Below are 18,423 nucleotides of genomic sequence, written 5' to 3' on the forward strand. Positions count from 1 at the left end.
CCGCCCCCTACCAGGCCAGGAGCAGCAGTTCGAAGCTGAACCCGGGACCCATCGCGAGCATGAGCCCGAGCGATCCCTCGGGCGGCGGCGCAGCGATGGTGCGGCCGAGGACGTCGAGCACCGACGCCGAGGAGATGTTGCCGTTCTCGCGCATCGAGTCCCAGCTGTGCCGCAGCGCCTGGGCGGGCATCCCGACCGCACCCTGGATCGACTCGAGCACCTTGGGCCCGCCCGGATGGCAGACCCACGACGAGATGTCGTCGAGGGTCAGCCCGCGCGCGGCGAGGAAGCGGTCGACCTCCCCGGCCAGATGGTCGTCGGCCATCCGCGGGACGTCGCGCGACAGCACCAGCCCGAATCCGCTGGAGCTGACGTTCCAGCCCATGACGTCCACGGTTCCGGGGAACAGCCGGCTGCGGGTCGCCAGCACCCTCGGGTTCCGCGCCGGCGTGGCCGGCACCCGGTCGGCTCCGGTCGCAACGACGGCGGCGGCGCCATCGCCGAACAGACACACCCCGATGAGCGCCGGCACGGACATGTCGTCGCGCTGCAGGGTCAGCGAGCAGAGTTCCACCGAGACGAGGACCGCGACGTGGTCGGGGTAGCCGCGCAGGTAGTCGTGCACCCGCGCCAGTCCGGCGGCCCCCGCGACGCAGCCCAGCCCGAACAGCGGGATGCGCTTGACGTCCTCGCGGAGCCCGAGCTGTGAGCAGATCCGCGCATCGATGGTCGGCACCGCGACACCGGTGCTCGACACCGCGACGATCGCGTCGACCTCATCGGGCCGCACGTGCGCGGCCTGCAGCGCCCGGCGGACGGCCCGGGCGCCGAGTTCGGTCGCCACCTCGAGGTAGGCGTCGTTGGCCTCGGTGAACCCCGACAGGCGGGGATAGCGCTCGATCGGCAGCGCGAGGCTGCGGTGTTCCACCCCGCTGGTGCGGGCGAACCGGGCGAAACCCGGGTCGGCGAAGTCGGTGAGTTCGCGGGCGACCTCGTCCTGGCTGTAGCGGTAGGGGGTGAACGCCGTCGCGGTGCCCGCGATCCGGGAGGCGCCCCGGTGCACACGGGACGTGGCGCGTTCTTGAATGGCGATATCTGTCATGAAATGGACAACGGCTCGCCTTGATTTCTCTTCCCGGACGATTGCATCAATACCGCGACATGGCGTTGGAAATCGGCAGATGTGGTCTTGAAGTGCCTGTTCATCGACCCGAAACTGGAATGGCGCCGGGAATCTGACAATGGCGTTGCTGCCATTGTCAGAAATGGCGGCGAATCTGGCAGCGTGATGCGAATTCCGTACCGGAACGCTGTCGGCCGGTGCGCTGTGGTTAGCTCACGGCATGCCCGAGGACAGTCGCACCACCGCTGATCTGATCGTAGACTGTCTGGTGAACGAAGGCGTCACCCACGTGTTCGGCATCCCGGGCGAGGAGAACATCCGGCTGGTGGACGCACTGTCGCGCTCCCCGATCGACTACGTGCTGACCCGCCACGAGCAGGGCGCCTCGTTCATGGCCGAGGTGTACGGCCGGCTGACCGGCCGGGCCGGGGTGTGCTCAGCCACGCTCGGACCAGGCGCGATCAATCTGCTGCTCGGGGTGGCCGACGCGACCACCAATTCCACTCCGGTGCTGGCGCTGTCGGCGCAGGTGGGCATGCGGCGCAGTTACAAGGAGTCACATCAGGGCGTCGATCTGGTGTCCATGTTCGCGCCGGTGACCAAGTGGTCGGCGCTGGTCGCCACCCCGGGATCGGTGCCCGAGATGGTGCGCAAGGCATTCAAACTCGCCCAGACCGAACGTCCCGGCGCGGTCTATCTGGCCGTGCCCGAGGACGTCGAGGATGCCGGCACCCCCGCCGAGGCCACTCCGCTGCCGATCAACGTGCCACGCCCCGACGATCCGTCGGCCGCCCAGATCGCCCGCGCCGCGGAGATCCTGGGCTCGGCGCGCAACCCGGTGCTGCTCGCCGGCCACGGCGCCGCGCGCGGCGAGGCGTCGGCGGCGGTGCGCCGCTTCGCCGAAGCCCTCGGCATTCCGGTCGCCACGACGTTCCACGGCAAAGGCGTCATGCCCGACGATCATCCCCTGGCCCTGGGCGCCGTCGGATTCATGCGGCACGACTACGTCAACTTCGGATTCGACCAGGCCGACGTCATCGTCGCGGCCGGTTACGAACTGCAGGAGTTCGACCCGGTGCGGATCAATCCGCGCGGCGACACCCGGATCATCCACATCCACCGGTTTCCCGCCGAGGTCGACGCGCATTACGACGTCGCGGTCGGCTTGCACGCCGACATCGGGCGCTGTCTGGACGAACTGGCCGCCGCGGTGCACCGCGACGAGCCGTTTTCGTCGGGGCAGGAACGGATTCGGGGGCTGCTCGCCGAGGAACTCGACCGCGGGCGGGCCGACGACAGCTTCCCGCTGACCCCCGCTCGGATCGTCGCCGACACCAGGGCCGCGCTGGCCCGCGACGACATCGCGCTGGTCGACACCGGTGCCTTGAAGATGTGGATGGCCCGGCTCTACCCGACCTACGAACCGAACACCTGCCTGATCTCCAACGGGTTGTCGACGATGGCGTGGACGGTGCCCGGCGCGATCGCGGCGAAGATCGCCCGGCCGTCGGCGAAGGTGCTGGTCGCCACCGGTGACGGAGCGTTCCTGATGAACTCGCAGGAGATCGAGACCGCGCTGCGCATCGGCACCCCGATGGTGATCCTGATCTGGGTCGACGAGGCGTACGGGTTGATCAGCTGGAAGATGGATCTGGAGATCGGCCACAACGTCGACACCCGGTTCACCAACCCGGAATTCGTGGCCTACGCCGAGAGCTTCGGCGCCAAGGGGTATCGCATCACCTCGGCCGCCGAACTGCTGCCGACGCTGCGGGAGGCGCTGGCCGCGGACACGGTCAGTGTGGTCGCCTGCCCGGTGGACTACCGCGCCAACAGCGCGCTGATCGAATCGCTCGGCGAACTCGACGAATCCTGGTCCTGACCGCGCGGTTCAGCGGTGCTTGCGGATGATCGCCCGCAACCGGTCGAGACGGCTGCCGATCTCGCGCTCCACCCCGTGGGTGGTCGGCCGGTAGTAGTCGACACCGACGAGTTCGTCCGGCGGATACTGTTGCGCGGCAACGCCTCCGGGCTGATCGTGGGCGTACTTGTACCCCACGGCGTTGCCCAGTTTCTGCGCCCCGGAATAGTGACCGTCGCGCAGGTGGGGCGGTACCAGGCCGGCCTTGCCACCCCGGACATCGCCCATCGCAGCGCCCAGCGCGGTGGTGACGGCGTTCGACTTCGGTGCCGTCGCCAGGTGCACGGTCGCATGGGCGAGCGTCAACTGCGCCTCCGGCAGCCCGATCAGCTGCACCGTCTGGGCGGCGGCGACGGCCAGCGGCAGCGCCGTCGGATCGGCCATGCCGACGTCCTCACTGGCCAGGATCATCAGCCGCCGGGCGATGAACCGCGGATCCTCCCCCGCCACCAGCATCCGGGCCAGGTAGTGCAGCGCGGCGTCCACGTCGGATCCGCGCACCGACTTGATGAACGCGCTGACCACGTCGTAGTGCTGGTCACCGTCGCGGTCGTAGCGCACCGCCGCCTTGTCCAGCGACTGTTCGACGATCTCGACGGTGACCTCGTCCCCGGACGCGGAGACCGTCTCGGCCGCCACCTCCAGGGCGGTCAGCGCGCGCCGGGCGTCCCCGGCCGAGAGCTGCACGATCTGTTCGAGCGCCTCGTCGGTGACCTTCACCCTGCCGCCGAGCCCGCGCTCGTCGGTGATGGCGCGGCGCAGGACCGTGGCCACGTCCTCGGGGGTCAGCGGCTGCAACTGCAGGATCAGCGACCGGCTCAGCAGGGGCGCGACGACGGAGAACGACGGGTTCTCGGTGGTGGCCGCGACGAGCAGCACGACGCGGTTCTCCACCGCGGCCAGCAGCGCGTCCTGCTGGGTCTTCGAGAACCGGTGGACCTCGTCGATGAACAGCACGGTCTGCTCTCCGCGCATGGACGCGACGCGTGCGTTCTCGATCACCGCGCGGACCTCTTTGACCCCGGCCGCCAGGGCGGACAGCGCCTCGAACCGCCTGCCGGTGGCCTGCGAGATCATCGACGCCAGCGTGGTCTTGCCGGTGCCGGGCGGGCCGTAGAGGATGACCGACGCCGCGCCGGACCCCTCGACCAGCCGGCGCAGCGGTGAATTCGGCTTGAGCAGATGCCCCTGGCCGACGACCTCGTCGAGTGCGGCGGGCCGCATGCGCACCGCGAGCGGGGAGGCTGCGCCGACCGCGCCCCCCGCGGCGGGCGCCGGCGCCTCACCCGGTACGTCGAACAGGCTGTCGGACACGCTCCCTGCTTACACCGGTGCGGTCACGAAGTCGATCAGCTCCTCGACCCGTCCGATCAGCGCGGGTTCCAGGTCGTTCCAGTCCCGCACCCGGCTGCGGATGCGCCGCCAGGCCGCGGCGATGTCGGCCTGCGAGGCGTGCGGCCATCGCATGGCCGCGCAGATGCCGTGCTTCCAGTCGGTGCCGCGCGGGATGTCGGGCCACGCCGTGATCCCCAGGCGCGCGGGTTTGACCGCCTGCCAGATATCGATGAACGGATGCCCGACCACCAGGGCGTGCTGACCGTAGGGTCCGCGCCGTACCGCGTCGGCGATCCGGGTCTCCTTGCTTCCGGTCACCAGGTGGTCGACCAGCACTCCGAGCCGGCGTCCCGGACCGGGCCGGAAGTCGTCGACGATCGCCGCGAGGTCGTCGACGCCGCCGAGGTACTCGACGACCACCCCCTCCACGCGCAGGTCCTCGCCCCACACCTGCTCGACCAGTTCGGCGTCGTGGCGGCCTTCGACGTAGATCCGGCCCGCCCGCGCGGTCCGGGCCCGGGCCTGCGGTACCGCCACCGACCCCGAGGCGGTGCGCGCCGGGGCGGCCGGGGCGCGGCGCGGCGCGGTCAGCACGACGGGTCGGCCGTCGAGGAGGAAACCGGGTCCGAGTGGGAAGGCCCGGGTTCGGCCGTGCCGGTCCTCGAGGTCGACGCGGCCGTGTTCGATGCGCACCACGGCGCCGACATAGCCCGACTGGGCGTCTTCGACCACCATCCCCGGTTCGACCGGCTGCTCGGTGGAGCGGACACGTTTCGGGGCGTGCGGGTTGGCGGCCAGGATGTCGCGGCCGTAGCGATCGGTCACCGGGTGATCCTAGGGACGGCGACCGCCGACACCGGCCAACGGCGCGGGCGTGTTGCTCGGCGGCCTCAGGCCTGCTGCCGCTGACGGTTGGCGTTCAGATCGGCCAGCCGGACCGGGTCGGAGGTGATGTCGTCGATGATGGTGTGGATGAAGCGCATCTTCTCCAGTACCGGCGGGGGCAGCACGAAGGGGTAGAGATCGTCGCGGCCCATGGACCGGTTCACCATGTTCAGCGACCACGACAGCGGTAGCCACATCTCGATCATGGTGTCGAATCCGCTGGGCCCCAGCACCCGTCGCTCGAAGGTCGCACCGGCCGGGGCGAATCCGAACGCCGCCGCGGTGTCCAGGGTGTCGCGGATGTGCAGATAGTGCGCGAAGGTCTCGGCCCAGTCCTCGGCGGGGTGCATGGTCGCGTAGGAGGAGACGTAATCACGCTCCCAGCCCGCCGGCGCACCCTGGCTGTAATGGCGGTCCAGCGCGTCCTGGTAGCTGGCGTCGGGGTCGCCGAACAAGTCGATGAACGCGGCCTTCAGCTCCGGGGACGGGCTCACCAGCCGGTAGTAGTAATAGTGTCCGATCTCGTGGCGGAAGTGCCCGAGCAGCGTGCGGTAGGGCTCCTCCATCGCGATGCGCAGCTGCTCGCGGTGCACATCGTCACCCTCGGCCAGGTCGAGGGTGATCACCCCGTTGGCGTGGCCGGTGAACACCTTCTCGTTCTCGCTGGAGAGCAGGTCGAAGGCCAGCCCGTAGTCCGGATCCTGATCCCGGCCGACGATCGGCAGCTTGAGCTCGTGCAGTTCGGCGATCAGCCGGCGCTTGGCTGCCTCGGCGGATGCGAAAGCCGCGAGCGCCTTGGTGTCGGCGTCGTTGGGGCGGGTGCGGGTCAGCTCGCACGACGCGCACAGCCGCGGGCCGTCGGCCCCCCGCTCGACCAGCCAGTTGCATTCGGCCAGATGCCGGTTGGCGCACAGCTCGTAGCGGCTCTCGTCGACCGCACCGGCGTGGCCGCTCTCGTCGGGCGGGGCGATCACCAGCAGGGCCATGTCCTCCAGCGAGAATCCCAGCGCACTCTTGCAGTTCAGGCACAGCGAATTCTCGAACGCGAGGCGCTGCCCGCAGTTCGGACAGTTGAAATCACGCATCCCGGGTGACTCCTTCGCATGGCGCCACGTCGACCGACACCTCGATCGCGCTGCGCTGCGAGTCGGTGTAGATGATCCCCCGCAGCGGCGGCACGTCAGCGTAGTCGCGCCCGAAACCGACCACGACATAGCGTTCGTCGATCATCTGGTCGTTGGTGGGATCGAAGGCCAGCCAGTGGTTCTGCGGGGTCCACACCGCCGCCCAGGCGTGGGTCGCGTCGACGCCTACCATGCGTTCCTTTCCGGGGGGCGGATCGGTGGCCAGATAACCCGAGACGTAGCTCGCGGCGAGACCGTGGGCACGTAAACAGGAGATGGCGAGCCGCGCGAAGTCCTGGCATACCCCCTCGCGGGCGGCCAAAACCTGGTCGACCCGCGTCGAGACGGTGGTGGAGCCCGACCGGTAGGTGAAGTCGGTGAAGATCCGCGAGGTGAGGTCGCGCAACACCTCGATGAGCGGCCGTCCCGGGGTGAAACTCGGTGCCGCATAGGCCCGCACGGCATCGGTGATCTCCGCTGAGCGCAGATCCAGGGTGAACTCGGTGGCCAGGGCGGCGTCCGCGCCCACCGGCCGGGCGATCTCCCACGGTGCGCCCGCCGCGGCGCTGCGGTAGCGCTCGGGCGCGACGGGGTCCACCTCCACGACCGATCTGCTGGTCACCGACAGCCGGCGATGCGGCTCGGTGACGTGGAAGTACGAGCTGAGGTTTCCGTAGACGTCGCGGCTCGTCGAACGGTCACCGGGGCTGGGGCGGATATCCAATTCGTGGGACAGGCACCGCTGCCGGCTCAGATCACGCGGGGTGAGGAAGCCGCGGCCGTAGGAGCTGGTGACGTCGTCGGAGTACGTGTAGACGGTGCGGTGGCTGATCTGGTAGCAGCGGCTCCCGGGCCGGCTCTGCGGATGGGTCACGGCAGCACCCGGCGTTCGTCGGGGCCCCACAGCGGCTGCATACCGCCGGGCAGGGACAGGTGGCTGGCGGTGATCGCCACCGACAGTTCGCGCAGGTCACCGTTGATCCCGTCGAGCAGGCCGGCGAGTTCGTCGCGGCCGCCGTCGGCACCGACGGCTTCGAGGTCATCCGGGTCGACGCGACGCAGCCGGACCGTCAGATCCTCGATGATGCGTTCGGGCCGTGAGGATCCCGACGATCCGGGCAGCGCCCGCAGGTCGGCGCGCAGCCGGTCGAACTGGTAGATCAGCGAGCGCGGGTTCTGCGGATCGAACAGCACCAGGTCGGCCACCGCCGCGACGCTGACCTGGCCCAGGGTCCGACGCCGGTAGCTGATCGCCGATTCGCACGCGGCCAGGGTCGATTCGGTGATCGTCCGTTCGGCCGACGGCGGCCGGACCCGGTCGAGCGTCGCGCCCAACAGGGCGGTCAGCGCCTGCCCGCGTTCGATGCGCTTGCCGATGTCCATCATCGTCCAGCCGACGTCCTGGACCATCGACTCCGCGGCCACCCCGGACAGCGCCAGCATGCCCGCCAGCGTCAGGCTGTGCGCGGCGGCCAGGTAGGCCTCCCCCTCGGCCTGCGACTCCGGCGGCGCGCTCGACGCCTGCAGGACCGCACGTTCGACGGCCGTCAGCACCATCCAGGTGTCGTTGGACATCTGATCGCGCACCGAGCGCGCGGACCAGCCCAGCCGTTCGACGGCCTGGGCCAGCGAACCGGGGCGGTGCCGGTCGGCGGTCAGCGCCCACAGCGTGGTCGGCGCGGTGGCGATCATCTCGGCGTGGTCGCCGTCGGCCCCGGTGTCGGTGCCGGTGATCCGCCCGATGGCGGTGAGCAACACCGGAACGCAGATGCTTTCCGGTGAGTCCTGCCGGTAGCGGTATTCGTGGTAGCACTCGCGGGTGACGGTGAGCAGCCGCGCCATGTGTTCGGCGCGTTCGGCGTAGCGGCCCGTCCAGTACAGGTCCGACAGCACCCGCGGCGAGCTGACCACTCCGGTGGGCCGTCCGGTCACCGTGATCGAGGCCGGTTCGGCCGGTGCGCGCTCGGCCTGCGTCCGGGCCGCCGGGCGCACCCAGACATCCTTGGCGGCAACGGTTTCCAACCGAGCCGAGTCGTGTCCGGGTGCCAGGAGGTAGCCGAGACCACCGACCATGGGTGCATAACCGCCCGGCTGGGCGACGGTGAACATGCGCATGCCGACAGCAGCCGACGACAGGCCCCCACGCTGGAAGTCGGTGGGGGCCGAGGAGAACTGCGGCAGTTCCGACCCGACCCACTGCCACGGGGTGGCCTCGATCCGGGCCGCCAGATCGGCTCGTGCCGCCGCGCTCAGCGCCGGCCCCACGATGGGCTCACCGCCGGTGACCGATCTGATGAGCAGTGACGGCAGGTGGGTCAGCAGGTGGGAGCGCTCGAGGTCGATGCCCGCCCAGTACGACGGCGCGGTGGGCAGCGCGGGCGCCTCGTCGAGCAGCAGTTCGGCCAGTTCGGGCAGGAAGCGCATCACCCCCGGACTCTCCAGGACACCGCTGCCGAGAGTGTTGACGACCGTCACCGCGCCCCGGCGCAGCACCTCGACCAGCCCCACGACACCCAGTCGCGAGTCCGCGCGCAGATCCAGCGGATCGACGTATTCGGCGTCGACGCGGCGCAGCACCACGTCGACGCGCTTGAGGGTTCCCAGCGACCGCATCCAGAGCCGGCCCTCCCGCACCACCAGGTCCTCGCTCTCGACCAGTGGGAAACCCAGCACTCCGGCGAGATAAGCCTGGTCGAAGGCCGTTTCGGACATGATGCCCGGGCTCAGGACGACGACCAGGGGTTCATCGGCGGCCTCGGGTGCCGCTTCCAGCAGCGCCAGCCGCAGCGCCTGCGCCCACGGCGTCACCGGCCGCGGACCGATCCGCTCGTACAGTTCGGGTACGGCGTGCGCGACGACCCGCCGGCCGGCCAGCGCGTAGCCCGCTCCCGACGGCGCCTGCGTCCAGTCGGCGTTGACGCGGAAGCCGCCGTCGGCGCCCCGGCTGACATCACAGCCGTGCAGGAACAGCTGACGCCGGCCCGGGACCGCGATCCCGCGTGCGGCGCGCAGGTATCCCGGGTGGGCGAACAGCAGCTGGGGCGGCAGGACGCCGCTGGTGATCGAGCGCCGAGCACCGTAGAGGTCGGCGAGCACCGCGTCGAGGATCCGGGACCGTTGCACGACACCGGTTTCCAGGCCGTCCCAGTCGTCGGCCGAGATCAGCAGCGGCACGCCGTCGAGCTGCCACGGCACGGGACCTTCTGCGCTGCCGGGCGGGATGTAGGTGATGCCGTCGTTGTCGACCAGGCCGCGGACGGTGGCACGCAACAGGTCGAGGCCCTCGCGCCCGCGTTCACCCACCCCCACCGCGAGCTCCCGCCAGGCCGGGCGGACGTCACCCGCGGCGTCGACGAGTTCGTCGTAGTGGGTCGCCGTCGTATCGCGTGGGTCGAACAGCGACTGCTGGGCGCGGGCGCTGCGATATCCGGCCAGCACATCATCGAGCTCCGGGGAGCCCATCGCGCGGAGAACCATCACTGCCAGACGGTACGCATCCGACGGTGCGCGTCAGTGAGGTCCATCCGCCGATCCCACCACACCGCGCAGGGGTACGCACGACCTGACGTCGCGGTCATCCGGCCAGCCGCCGCGCCATCAGGACCAGCACGCCGGCGCCGACGATCCCGACGAGGTTGATCGCCAGCTGGGCAGCCGACTCCGCGGCGATGTCCCAGTCTCCGACGGTGGCCGCGACGACCGCGAAACCCGCCGCCGGGACGGTCGTCACCGAGATGAACACCCCCACCAGCGCGGCCGACTTCGCCGACACCAGCGACAGCATGCCCGCCGCGCCGGCCAGCAACGCCACCACCACCGACAGCGGGCCGACCTGGAAGATGAAGTCGACCTCCTCCAGGTGCCGGGTGCTCTGCAACTCGATCCAGCCGGCGGCCTCGCCGCCCAGCACCGCCACCGCGGTGATGGCCATCGCGACGGGAAACCCGACGAGCAGCGCCACCAACGCCCGCCGCGCGAGATAGCCCCGCTTGCGCACCAGTCCCACCGCCAGCGCGGCCAGCGGTCCGAACTCCGGTCCGACCACCATGGCGCCGACGACGGTGACCGGCGAGTCGGTGGCCACACCGACCGCGGCGATCATGCACGCCAGCGTCAGGAACGCCAGGAAGGTGACGTTGAGCGTCGACTCCTCGCGGGTGCGCGCAGCCAGTTCGTCCCAGACCACCGCGTCGGCGGGGTCGCCCTCGGCCTCGTCCTCGGCCCGGTACGCCCGCGCCGACAGCACGGTGTCGACGACGTCGAGGGTGATGGCGCCGCAATCCTTGACCCCGAGCGCTTTGAGCCCGTCGACGACCTCGTTGGCCGACTCGCGGGCGAGTTCGGCGGTAATCTCGTCGCCGCGGGGATCCAGGGCGGCGTCGCGGTGCACCACCAGGTGCGTCGCCCCCGGGTTGCCGGAGAGCAGCTCCAGGATGGGGTCACGGAGTTCGGGCGGAGCGATGACCCGAAGATGCAGCACCGGCCGAGACTAGCGTCACCGCGCCAGCTGCATACCCAGTTCGTCGGCCGGCACCTGGTGGCCCGCGGCACAGCGGATCTCGACACCTGCCTCGGCACCGCAACCCAGGTGGGTGAGCCGCAGTCTGCTGTCGTCGACGTGTTTGCGGCCGAATTCGAACAGCGCCCACACCACGGGCATGAAGTCGCGGCCCGCGTCGGTGAGCACGTACTCGTCGCGGCGGCGCTGGCCGGGGTCCTGATAGGGCCTGCGCTGCAGCAGCCCGGCGTCGACCAGGTCGGCGAGGCGGGCCGCCGCGGCGGCCTTGGTCACCCCGATCCGCCGCCAGAAATCGTCGAATCGGGTGGTGCCGTAGTACGCCTCGCGCATCAGCAGCATCGTCGTCTTCGTCCCGAGCAGGGTCATGGTCTTCTCGATCGGACAGTGCCCGACCGCCGACCATCGGTCGCGGTCGGCCAGCGGCCCCTGCAGCACGGTCACGGAATGTCCACCCCATCTGAGTTGTTGTGACTATACCCAGGTGATATACAGCTGGGTACGGACCACGATACTCAGAGGAGAGGCGCTCATGGCCGGATACGCAGGGCGGGATGCCGTCATCGTCGGGGCGGTACGCACCCCGATCGGGAAGGGCAAGGCGGGCGGCGCGCTGCACGACGTCCTGCCGGCTGATCTACTCGCCCACAGTCTCACCGAGCTGTTGGCGCGCACCGGAGTCGATCCCGCCGAGATCGACGACGTCATCGCCGGCGCGGTGACCCAGGTCGGCGACCAGGCGGTGAACATCGCGCGCAACGCGCTACTCGGTGCGGGGCTGCCCGAATCGGTGCCGGGCACCACCGTCGACCGGCAGTGCGGCAGCAGCCAACAGGCGATCAGCTTCGCCGCTCAGGGGGTGGCTTCCGGCGCCTACGACATCGTCATCGCCGCCGGCGTCGAGTCGATGGGCCGCGTGCCGATGGGCTCGTCGGTCCTGCCGGGCAGTGACCCCTTCGGCGAAGGCTTCGCCCGCCGATATCCCGACGGCCTTGTGCCGCAGGGCATCTCAGCTGAATTGATCGCCGCCAAGTGGGGCCTGTCGCGCGCTCAACTCGACGAGTTCTCGGCCGGCAGCCACGAGAAGGCGGCCACAGCGACCAAGGAGGGCCGATTCGCGGCGGAGTTGGCGCCGATCGCCGGGCTCACCACCGACGAGATCATCCGTCCGGGCACCACGGTCGAGACGTTGGCCGGACTCAAGCCGGCCTTCTACCACCCGGCCTACGAACAGCGGTTCCCCCAGATCGACTGGGAGATCACCGCAGGCAACAGCTCGCCGCTGTCCGACGGTAGCGCCGCGGTGCTGATCACCACCACCGAGGTGGCGCGGCGGCTGGGCCTGCGGCCGTTGGCGCGCATCCACACCGCGGTCGCGGTCGGATCGGATCCGCTGTACATGCTCACCGGCGTCATCCCGGCGACCGAAAAGGTTCTGAGCAGAGCCGGGCTCGAACTCTCCGACATCGATCTGTTCGAGGTGAACGAGGCGTTCGCACCCGTCGTGCTGTCCTGGGCTGCCGACGTCTCCGGGGGATCACCGGCGTCGATTCTCGCCAAGACCAACGTGCACGGCGGGGCGATCGCCATCGGCCATCCGCTGGGCGCCAGCGGCGTGCGCATCATGGCCACGATGGTCAATGCGCTCGAACAGCGTGGCGGCCGCTACGCACTGCAGACGATGTGCGAGGCCGGCGGAATGGCCAACGCCACGATCATCGAGCGCCTGTAGTCAGCCCCATTCTCTCCGCGAAACAGCATTCCCGGTCGTCGAGTAAGCGTCTTCGGCGCCGGGAATGCTGTTTCGCGGCAGGGTTCAGGCGCGGACGAGTTCGAACAGCGGGATGACGCGCGTGGTCTTGGACTGGTACTCGCCGAACTGCGGGGCCTTCTCCACCACCCGCGGATACAGCGCATCGCGCTCGTCGTGCGGGAGCTCGCGGGCGCGGGCGTCATACGAGTCGTCGCCGATCTCCACCCGGACCTCGGGCCGGGCCCGCAGATTGTGCACCCATGCGGGCGCCTTCGGAGAGCCACCGAACGAACCGGCGATCAGGATCCGGCCGTCGATGTCGAAGTACACCAGCGGTGAGATCCGCGGCTGGCCGGATCTGGCGCCCACGGTGGTCAACAGCACCAGATCCGATCCCTCGAAGGGGCCGCCGACCTTTCCGCCGTTGGCGCGGAACTCCTCGACCACCTTGCGGTTGACGTCGTCGAGCACGTCCCGGTCGGTCGCCATCTTGTCGGTGTCGTAGTCCGTCATGATCTTGACGACCCCGCCGACCGCGGATCTATTCCCGGTCAGGCGCGGGTGAGTTCGAACAGCGGGATCGCCCGCTCGGTGTTGGCCTGGTATTCGGCGAACACCGGTGCCACCTCGACGATCTTCGGATAGGTGGCGTCGCGCTCGTCGGCGGGCAATTCGCGCACGTCCACTTCGTAGGCGTCGGTGCCGACCTCGATGTGGGCCTTCGGGAAAGCCCGCAAGTTGTGCACCCACGCGGGATGCTTGGGCGCTCCGGCGTAAGAGCCGACGATGAGCATCTTGTCGTCGAGGGTCAGGTAGGCCAGCGGTGAGAGCCGCGTCTTCCCGCTCTTGGCGCCCGTGGTGTGCAGCAGCAGCAGTGTCGCGCCCTCGAACGGGCCGCCGACCTTGCCTCCGTTGGCCCGGAATTCCTCGACGATGGCGGTGTTGAAGTCGTTCAGCGCATCGGTGTCGGCGACGAGCCTGTTCTTGTCGAAGTCGGAGTCACTCATGCCTGATCAGACTTCTTGGGCTTGGCGTCTATTCCCGATTCGCGCCGCTGCTGGACGGTGATCGGCGAGGGGGCTCCGGTCAGCGGGTCGACACCACCGCCCGACTTCGGGAATGCGATGACCTCGCGGATCGAGTCCATCCCGGCCAGCAGCGCCACGATGCGATCCCACCCGAAGGCGATCCCGCCGTGCGGCGGTGCGCCGAAGGTGAACGCGTCCAACAGGAATCCGAATTTGTCCTGCGCCTCGTCGTGGTCGATGCCCATCATGGCGAACACCCGCTCCTGGATGTCGCGACGATGGATACGGATCGATCCGCCGCCGATCTCGTTGCCGTTGCAGACGATGTCGTAGGCGTCGGCCAGCGCGCTGCCCGGATCGGTGTCGAATGTGTCCACCGATTCCGGCTGCGGCGCGGTGAACGCATGATGCACCGCGGTCCATGCCCCGGAGCCCACCGCCACGTCGCCCGCCGCCGTGGCCTCCTCGGCCATCTCGAACAGCGGCCAGTCCACCACCCAGGTGAACGCCCACGCGTTCGGGTTGATCAGATTCAGCCGTTTGGCGATCTCGATCCGTGCGGCCCCCAGCAGCGCGCGCGACGCCTTCACCGGCCCGGCCGCGAAGAAGATGCAGTCACCGGGATTCGCGCCGACGTGGGCGGTCAGCCCGTCGCGTTCGGCGTCGGTCAGATTCTTGGCGACCGGCCCGCCGAGGGTGCCGTCCTCGGCCACCAGCACATAGGCCAGTCCTTTGGCGCCGCGCTGCTTGGCCCACTCCTGCCAGCCGTCGAGCGTGCGACGCGGCTGCGCGGCACCGCCGGGCATCACCACCGCCCCGACGTAGGGCGCCTGGAAGACCCGGAACGTGGTGTCGGCGAAGAACTCCTTGCACTCCACCAGCTCGACACCGAAGCGCAGATCGGGTTTGTCGGAGCCGAAGCGCCGCATCGCCTCCTCGTAGCCGATCCGCGGCAGCGGCGTGGTCAACTCCACCCCGATGAGCCGCCACAGCGCGGCCAGGATCTCCTCGGAGACCGCGATGACGTCCTCGGCCGAGACGAAGCTCATCTCCATGTCGAGCTGGGTGAATTCGGGCTGCCGGTCGGCGCGGAAGTCCTCGTCGCGGTAGCAGCGGGCGATCTGGTAGTAGCGCTCCATCCCGGCCACCATGAGCAACTGTTTGAACAGCTGCGGACTCTGCGGCAGGGCGTAGAACGAGCCCGGTTGCAGGCGTGCGGGCACCAGGAAGTCGCGGGCGCCCTCCGGGGTGGAGCGCGTCATGGTCGGGGTCTCGATCTCGACGAAGTCGTGGCGGGCCAGCACGTCGCGGGCGGCGGCGTTGACCTTGGAGCGCAGCCGGATCGCGTTACCGGGGCCCTCCCGGCGCAGGTCCAGATAGCGGTAGCGCAGCCGCGCCTCCTCGCCGGCCTCCTCGTCGAGCTGGAACGGCAGCGGGGCGCTCTCCCCCAGCACCGTCAGCGCGGTCGCGTTGACCTCGATTCCGCCGGTGGGGATCTCAGCGTTCTCGTTACCCTCCGGGCGGACCTCGACGATGCCTTCTACCGCGACGCAGTACTCGGCGCGCAGCCGGTGCGCGGCCTCGAGCACGGCACCTTCACGGAACACCACCTGTGACACCCCCGAGGCGTCGCGCAGGTCGATGAAGATGACGCCGCCGTGGTCACGGCGACGGGCCACCCACCCGGCCAGGGTCACCTTCTGACCGGCGTCGGCGGGCCGCAGCGATCCGGCGGGGTGACTGCGCAGCACGAACAACTCCTGACGATCCGGAAACGAGAACCGCCACAGTCTAGAGGGGCGGCGGGGCCGGTACTTTGGCGACAGTGCAGCGCACCCCTATCGCCCTTGTCGGACCCGGCGCCATCGGCGCCACCGTGGCCGCCCTCCTCCATGAGGCCGGCCAGTCGATCCTGCTCTGCGGGCACACCCCCCGGCCCGGGCTCGACGTCCGGCCCGACGACCGGCCACCCATCGCCGTACCGGGTCCCGTACAGACCGACCCGGCTCAGGTGGACGGTCCGGCCGACATCGTGTTGCTGGCGGTCAAGGACACCCAGACCGAGGCGGCCGCCCCCTGGCTGCAGCGGCTCTGCGACGAGCACACCGTGGTCTGCGCACTGCAGAACGGCGTGGAGCAGGCCGAGCGGGTGGGGCGGCACTGCCCCGGATCGGTGGTGGTGCCGGCCGCGATCTGGATCTCCGCCGAGGTGCAGGGCGAGGGCTGGGTGCGGGTACGCACCGACGCCCGCATCGTCCTGCCCGACACCGACGCCGCGGCCACCCTGGCCGACCGGCTGGGCGGCCCGCACCTGGACATCGAGCGCGATCCGGACTTCATCAGCGCGGCGTGGCACAAGCTGCTGGTCAACGCCGTCGTCGGATTCATGGTGCTGACCGGCCGGCGCGCGGGCATGTTCGGCCGCGACGACATCGCCGCGCTGGCCCGCCGGTATCTCAGCGAGTGCCTCGCGGTCGCCCGGGCCGAGGGGGCCTCGCTCGGCGACGGAGTGGTCGACGAGATCGTCGACATGCTGGCCGCGGGGCCACCCGACATCACCACCTCGATGCTGACCGACCGCCAAGCCGGCCGGCCCCTGGAGTGGGACATCCGCAACGGGGTGATCGCCCGCAAGGCCGCCGCCCACGGCATCGCCACGCCGATCAGCGATGTCATCGTGCCGCTGCTCGCGGCGGCCGGAGACGGTCCAGGCTAGACACAGTGCACTACGGTGTATGGCCATGCACACCTGTGAACGGGTCGGCTTGGACTTCATCGACCATGCGCCGTACCGGTTCGTCAGCACCGTCGACCTGGCCATCACCGCCGAGCAGCTGTTCGAGGTGCTCGGCGACGCGACGTCCTGGCCGCAGTGGGCGACGGCCATCACGAAGGTGACGTGGACCAGCCCGGAACCCCGCGGGGTCGGCACCACCCGCACCGTGCACATGCGCGGCGGGATCGTCGGCAATGAAGAGTTCCTCGCGTGGGAACCGTTCAGCCACATGGCGTTTCGATTCAACGAAGCGTCCACCGGCAGCATCGCCGCGTTCGCCGAGGACTATCGCGTGGTCGAGACACCGGGCGGCTGCCACCTGACCTGGGTGATGGCCATGAAGCCGAGCGGATTCGCCGCGCGGCTGGGCATGACAGTCGGGCGGCCGGTGATGGGCCGGCAGTTCCAGCAGTTCCTGCACAATCTGCGGCGCTACACCGACGAGCGCTACCCGGTCTCCGGTCAGTAGACGCCGGCCCAGGCTGCGCGGCGCACCGCATCCGGATCGTCGACCGAATCGTCGCGCGACGAGCGGATCACCCGGGTGCGCCGGATCGCGGCGTCGTAGCGCGGCCAGTCCTCGCGCCAGATCCCGCCGGGCTCCCAGCCCCCGGTGGCGAAGTCGAGCCAGGTTCGTTGCATCCGCCGGCCCACCGACGGCAGCACCCGACGGCCCAGCGGATGCAGTTTGCGGCCCAGATACGACGCGTAACTGTGCTGGATGTGGACGATCTCACTGCCGTGGGTGGCGCCCAACCCCAGCGCGCGCAGGGTGGCCGTGGTGTGGTCGAAGCGGTAGACGTGGGTCGGGGCGAGCGCACTGTAGGCATCGGCGAACGCCCAGGCCGGCGCACCGAACATGACGTCGGATCCGATGGCGATCAGTGCCCGCCGTCGGGGGAAGTCCGGGTAGGCGGCCAGGATGCGGTCCCGGGCGCCGGGCGCACACCGGCCGAACCAGTCCTCGACGCCGGCCCGCGTGGTCGGCAACATCGGCGGCCTGCCCCAGGCGAACATCGACGCTTCGTGGGTATTGGTGCCGATGACCAGGGGCACGCGGGCCACCGCGCCGACGCGGGCCGCCTCGAGGGGATGACGGGGTAGCAGTTCGACGCCGTGGGTGAGGCCGTAGGCGAGTGTCGGTGTCTCGGCCACGCTGGCCAGCTGTAGTCCGCCCGCGGCGCGGCGCAGTCGCCGCTGAGGCAGCGATTTGACCTCCTCGACGGGCACCCCGAGCGCGTCGAGGAAGCGGTGTGCCCGCTCGGCCCGGATCTGCCGGTCGGCGATGAGCGGCAGCGCCGGGCTCTGGGCGATGGCGCGGGCGAACAGACCGCCGGCCGCCGGGCTGGCCAGCAGGGCCAGCACCGACGTCGCGCCCGCGGACTCACCGAACACCGTGACCCGGTCCGGATCGCCGCCGAACGCGCCGATGTTGTCGCGCACCCATCCCAGCGCGGCGATCTGATCGCGCAGACACAGGTTGTCGTCGAAGCCGTCGCCGAGCGCCCCGAGGTCCAGCCCGCCGAACACCCCGAGCCGGTAGGTGACGTTGACGACCACGACGTTGCCGTTGGCCGCGAGTCGGGAGCCGTTGTACAGCTGCAGTTGTCCGGCGCCGTAGACGAATGCGCCACCGGGCAACCAGACCATCACCGGCAGATCCTTCGCCCGGCGCGGGGACCACACCGTCACGGTCAGGCAGGCCTCGTCGCGGATCTTGGGGTCGTCGCGGCCGCCGCCGACGAACGACCGGCCCTGGGGCGGGATCGGCCCGTGTTCGACGGCGTCGCGGATCCCCCGCCACGGCTCGAGCGGGACCGGGGCGGCGAACCTGAGCTCACCGAGGGGCTGGCGCGCATAGGGCACACCGCGCCACACCGACACCCCGCCCTCGACGGTGCCCCGCAACCCTCCCAGTGCGGTGTGCGCCACGGACGACAGTTCGGCGACGGCGCACACAAT

General features: G+C 70.2%; 16 protein-coding genes. 4 read left to right on the top strand and 12 right to left on the bottom strand.

Translation table 11 applies throughout. The annotated features are described in order from the left end of the window. Window positions 1-7: 7 nt before the first annotated feature. Window positions 8-1,102, bottom strand: a complete 1,095-nt coding sequence (locus ACN27E_RS06965; protein ID WP_422747710.1) for a type III polyketide synthase — start codon at window positions 1,100-1,102, stop codon at window positions 8-10. Window positions 1,103-1,343: 241 nt separating this feature from the next. Here ACN27E_RS06965 and ACN27E_RS06970 point away from each other — a divergent pair, with 241 nt between their 5' ends. Then, window positions 1,344-3,005 (top strand): acetolactate synthase large subunit, encoded by a 1,662-nt coding sequence (locus ACN27E_RS06970; protein WP_422747711.1) that lies wholly within the window; start codon window positions 1,344-1,346, stop codon window positions 3,003-3,005. Window positions 3,006-3,014: 9 nt separating this feature from the next. Here ACN27E_RS06970 and ACN27E_RS06975 read toward each other — a convergent pair whose 3' ends face one another. The 7 genes from ACN27E_RS06975 to ACN27E_RS07005 form a co-directional block, all read right to left on the bottom strand. Continuing rightward, window positions 3,015-4,358, bottom strand: a complete 1,344-nt coding sequence (locus ACN27E_RS06975; protein ID WP_422747713.1) for a replication-associated recombination protein A — start codon at window positions 4,356-4,358, stop codon at window positions 3,015-3,017. A 9-nt stretch (window positions 4,359-4,367) separates the two neighbouring features. Continuing rightward, window positions 4,368-5,204 carry a DUF3097 domain-containing protein gene (locus tag ACN27E_RS06980; protein ID WP_422747715.1) on the bottom strand — a complete coding sequence of 279 codons (837 nt, stop codon included), beginning with the start codon at window positions 5,202-5,204 and terminating at the stop codon, window positions 4,368-4,370. Window positions 5,205-5,269: 65 nt separating this feature from the next. Beyond that, window positions 5,270-6,349 (bottom strand): zinc-binding metallopeptidase family protein, encoded by a 1,080-nt coding sequence (locus ACN27E_RS06985; RefSeq protein ID WP_422747717.1) that lies wholly within the window; start codon window positions 6,347-6,349, stop codon window positions 5,270-5,272. Further along, a complete protein-coding gene (locus ACN27E_RS06990) occupies window positions 6,342-7,262 on the bottom strand; it encodes a transglutaminase family protein (protein WP_422747720.1) in 921 nt (306 codons plus the stop codon). The genes ACN27E_RS06985 and ACN27E_RS06990 overlap by 8 nt, the downstream gene beginning before the upstream one ends. Further along, on the bottom strand, window positions 7,259-9,865 hold the full coding sequence (locus tag ACN27E_RS06995; protein WP_422749686.1) for a circularly permuted type 2 ATP-grasp protein: 2,607 nt from the start codon (window positions 9,863-9,865) through the stop codon (window positions 7,259-7,261). Before ACN27E_RS06995 ends, ACN27E_RS06990 begins: the two co-directional genes overlap by 4 nt. 97 nt (window positions 9,866-9,962) lie before the next feature. Beyond that, a complete protein-coding gene (locus ACN27E_RS07000; RefSeq protein ID WP_422747721.1) occupies window positions 9,963-10,868 on the bottom strand; it encodes a DUF389 domain-containing protein in 906 nt (301 codons plus the stop codon). A 15-nt stretch (window positions 10,869-10,883) separates the two neighbouring features. Next, complete coding sequence (locus tag ACN27E_RS07005) at window positions 10,884-11,348, bottom strand: winged helix-turn-helix transcriptional regulator (protein WP_422747723.1); 465 nt, start codon at window positions 11,346-11,348, stop codon at window positions 10,884-10,886. 88 nt (window positions 11,349-11,436) lie between these two features. On the opposite strand from ACN27E_RS07005, the gene ACN27E_RS07010 reads away from it, so the two are divergent. Then, complete coding sequence (locus ACN27E_RS07010; protein WP_422747725.1) at window positions 11,437-12,636, top strand: thiolase family protein; 1,200 nt, start codon at window positions 11,437-11,439, stop codon at window positions 12,634-12,636. Window positions 12,637-12,720: 84 nt separating this feature from the next. Here the strand turns inward: ACN27E_RS07010 and ACN27E_RS07015 are convergent, their stop codons facing one another. The 3 genes from ACN27E_RS07015 to aspS all read right to left on the bottom strand — a co-directional run bounded on the left by ACN27E_RS07015 (window position 12,721) and on the right by aspS (window position 15,442). Beyond that, window positions 12,721-13,146, bottom strand: a complete 426-nt coding sequence (locus tag ACN27E_RS07015; RefSeq protein WP_422749688.1) for a nitroreductase family deazaflavin-dependent oxidoreductase — start codon at window positions 13,144-13,146, stop codon at window positions 12,721-12,723. A gap of 62 nt (window positions 13,147-13,208) precedes the next feature. Continuing rightward, window positions 13,209-13,664 carry a nitroreductase family deazaflavin-dependent oxidoreductase gene (locus ACN27E_RS07020; protein WP_422747727.1) on the bottom strand — a complete coding sequence of 152 codons (456 nt, stop codon included), beginning with the start codon at window positions 13,662-13,664 and terminating at the stop codon, window positions 13,209-13,211. Next, on the bottom strand, window positions 13,661-15,442 hold the full coding sequence (aspS, locus tag ACN27E_RS07025) for an aspartate--tRNA ligase (protein WP_422747729.1): 1,782 nt from the start codon (window positions 15,440-15,442) through the stop codon (window positions 13,661-13,663). The genes ACN27E_RS07020 and aspS overlap by 4 nt, the downstream gene beginning before the upstream one ends. 68 nt (window positions 15,443-15,510) lie before the next feature. On the opposite strand from aspS, the gene ACN27E_RS07030 reads away from it, so the two are divergent. Together ACN27E_RS07030 and ACN27E_RS07035 are read left to right on the top strand one after the other, a co-directional pair. Then, complete coding sequence (locus ACN27E_RS07030; RefSeq protein ID WP_422747731.1) at window positions 15,511-16,401, top strand: oxidoreductase; 891 nt, start codon at window positions 15,511-15,513, stop codon at window positions 16,399-16,401. A 19-nt stretch (window positions 16,402-16,420) separates the two neighbouring features. Beyond that, window positions 16,421-16,930, top strand: coding sequence for an SRPBCC family protein (locus tag ACN27E_RS07035; protein ID WP_422747733.1), 510 nt, complete (start codon window positions 16,421-16,423; stop codon window positions 16,928-16,930). On the opposite strand, the gene ACN27E_RS07040 is transcribed toward ACN27E_RS07035, so the two are convergent. Then, entirely contained in the window at window positions 16,924-18,420 is a 1,497-nt protein-coding gene (locus ACN27E_RS07040) for a carboxylesterase/lipase family protein (protein WP_422747735.1), read from the bottom strand. The genes ACN27E_RS07035 and ACN27E_RS07040 overlap by 7 nt on opposite strands. Window positions 18,421-18,423 lie beyond the last annotated feature (3 nt).

The organism is Mycobacterium sp. WMMD1722, assembly GCF_049315205.1.
Classification (GTDB): Bacteria; Actinomycetota; Actinomycetes; order Mycobacteriales; family Mycobacteriaceae; genus Mycobacterium.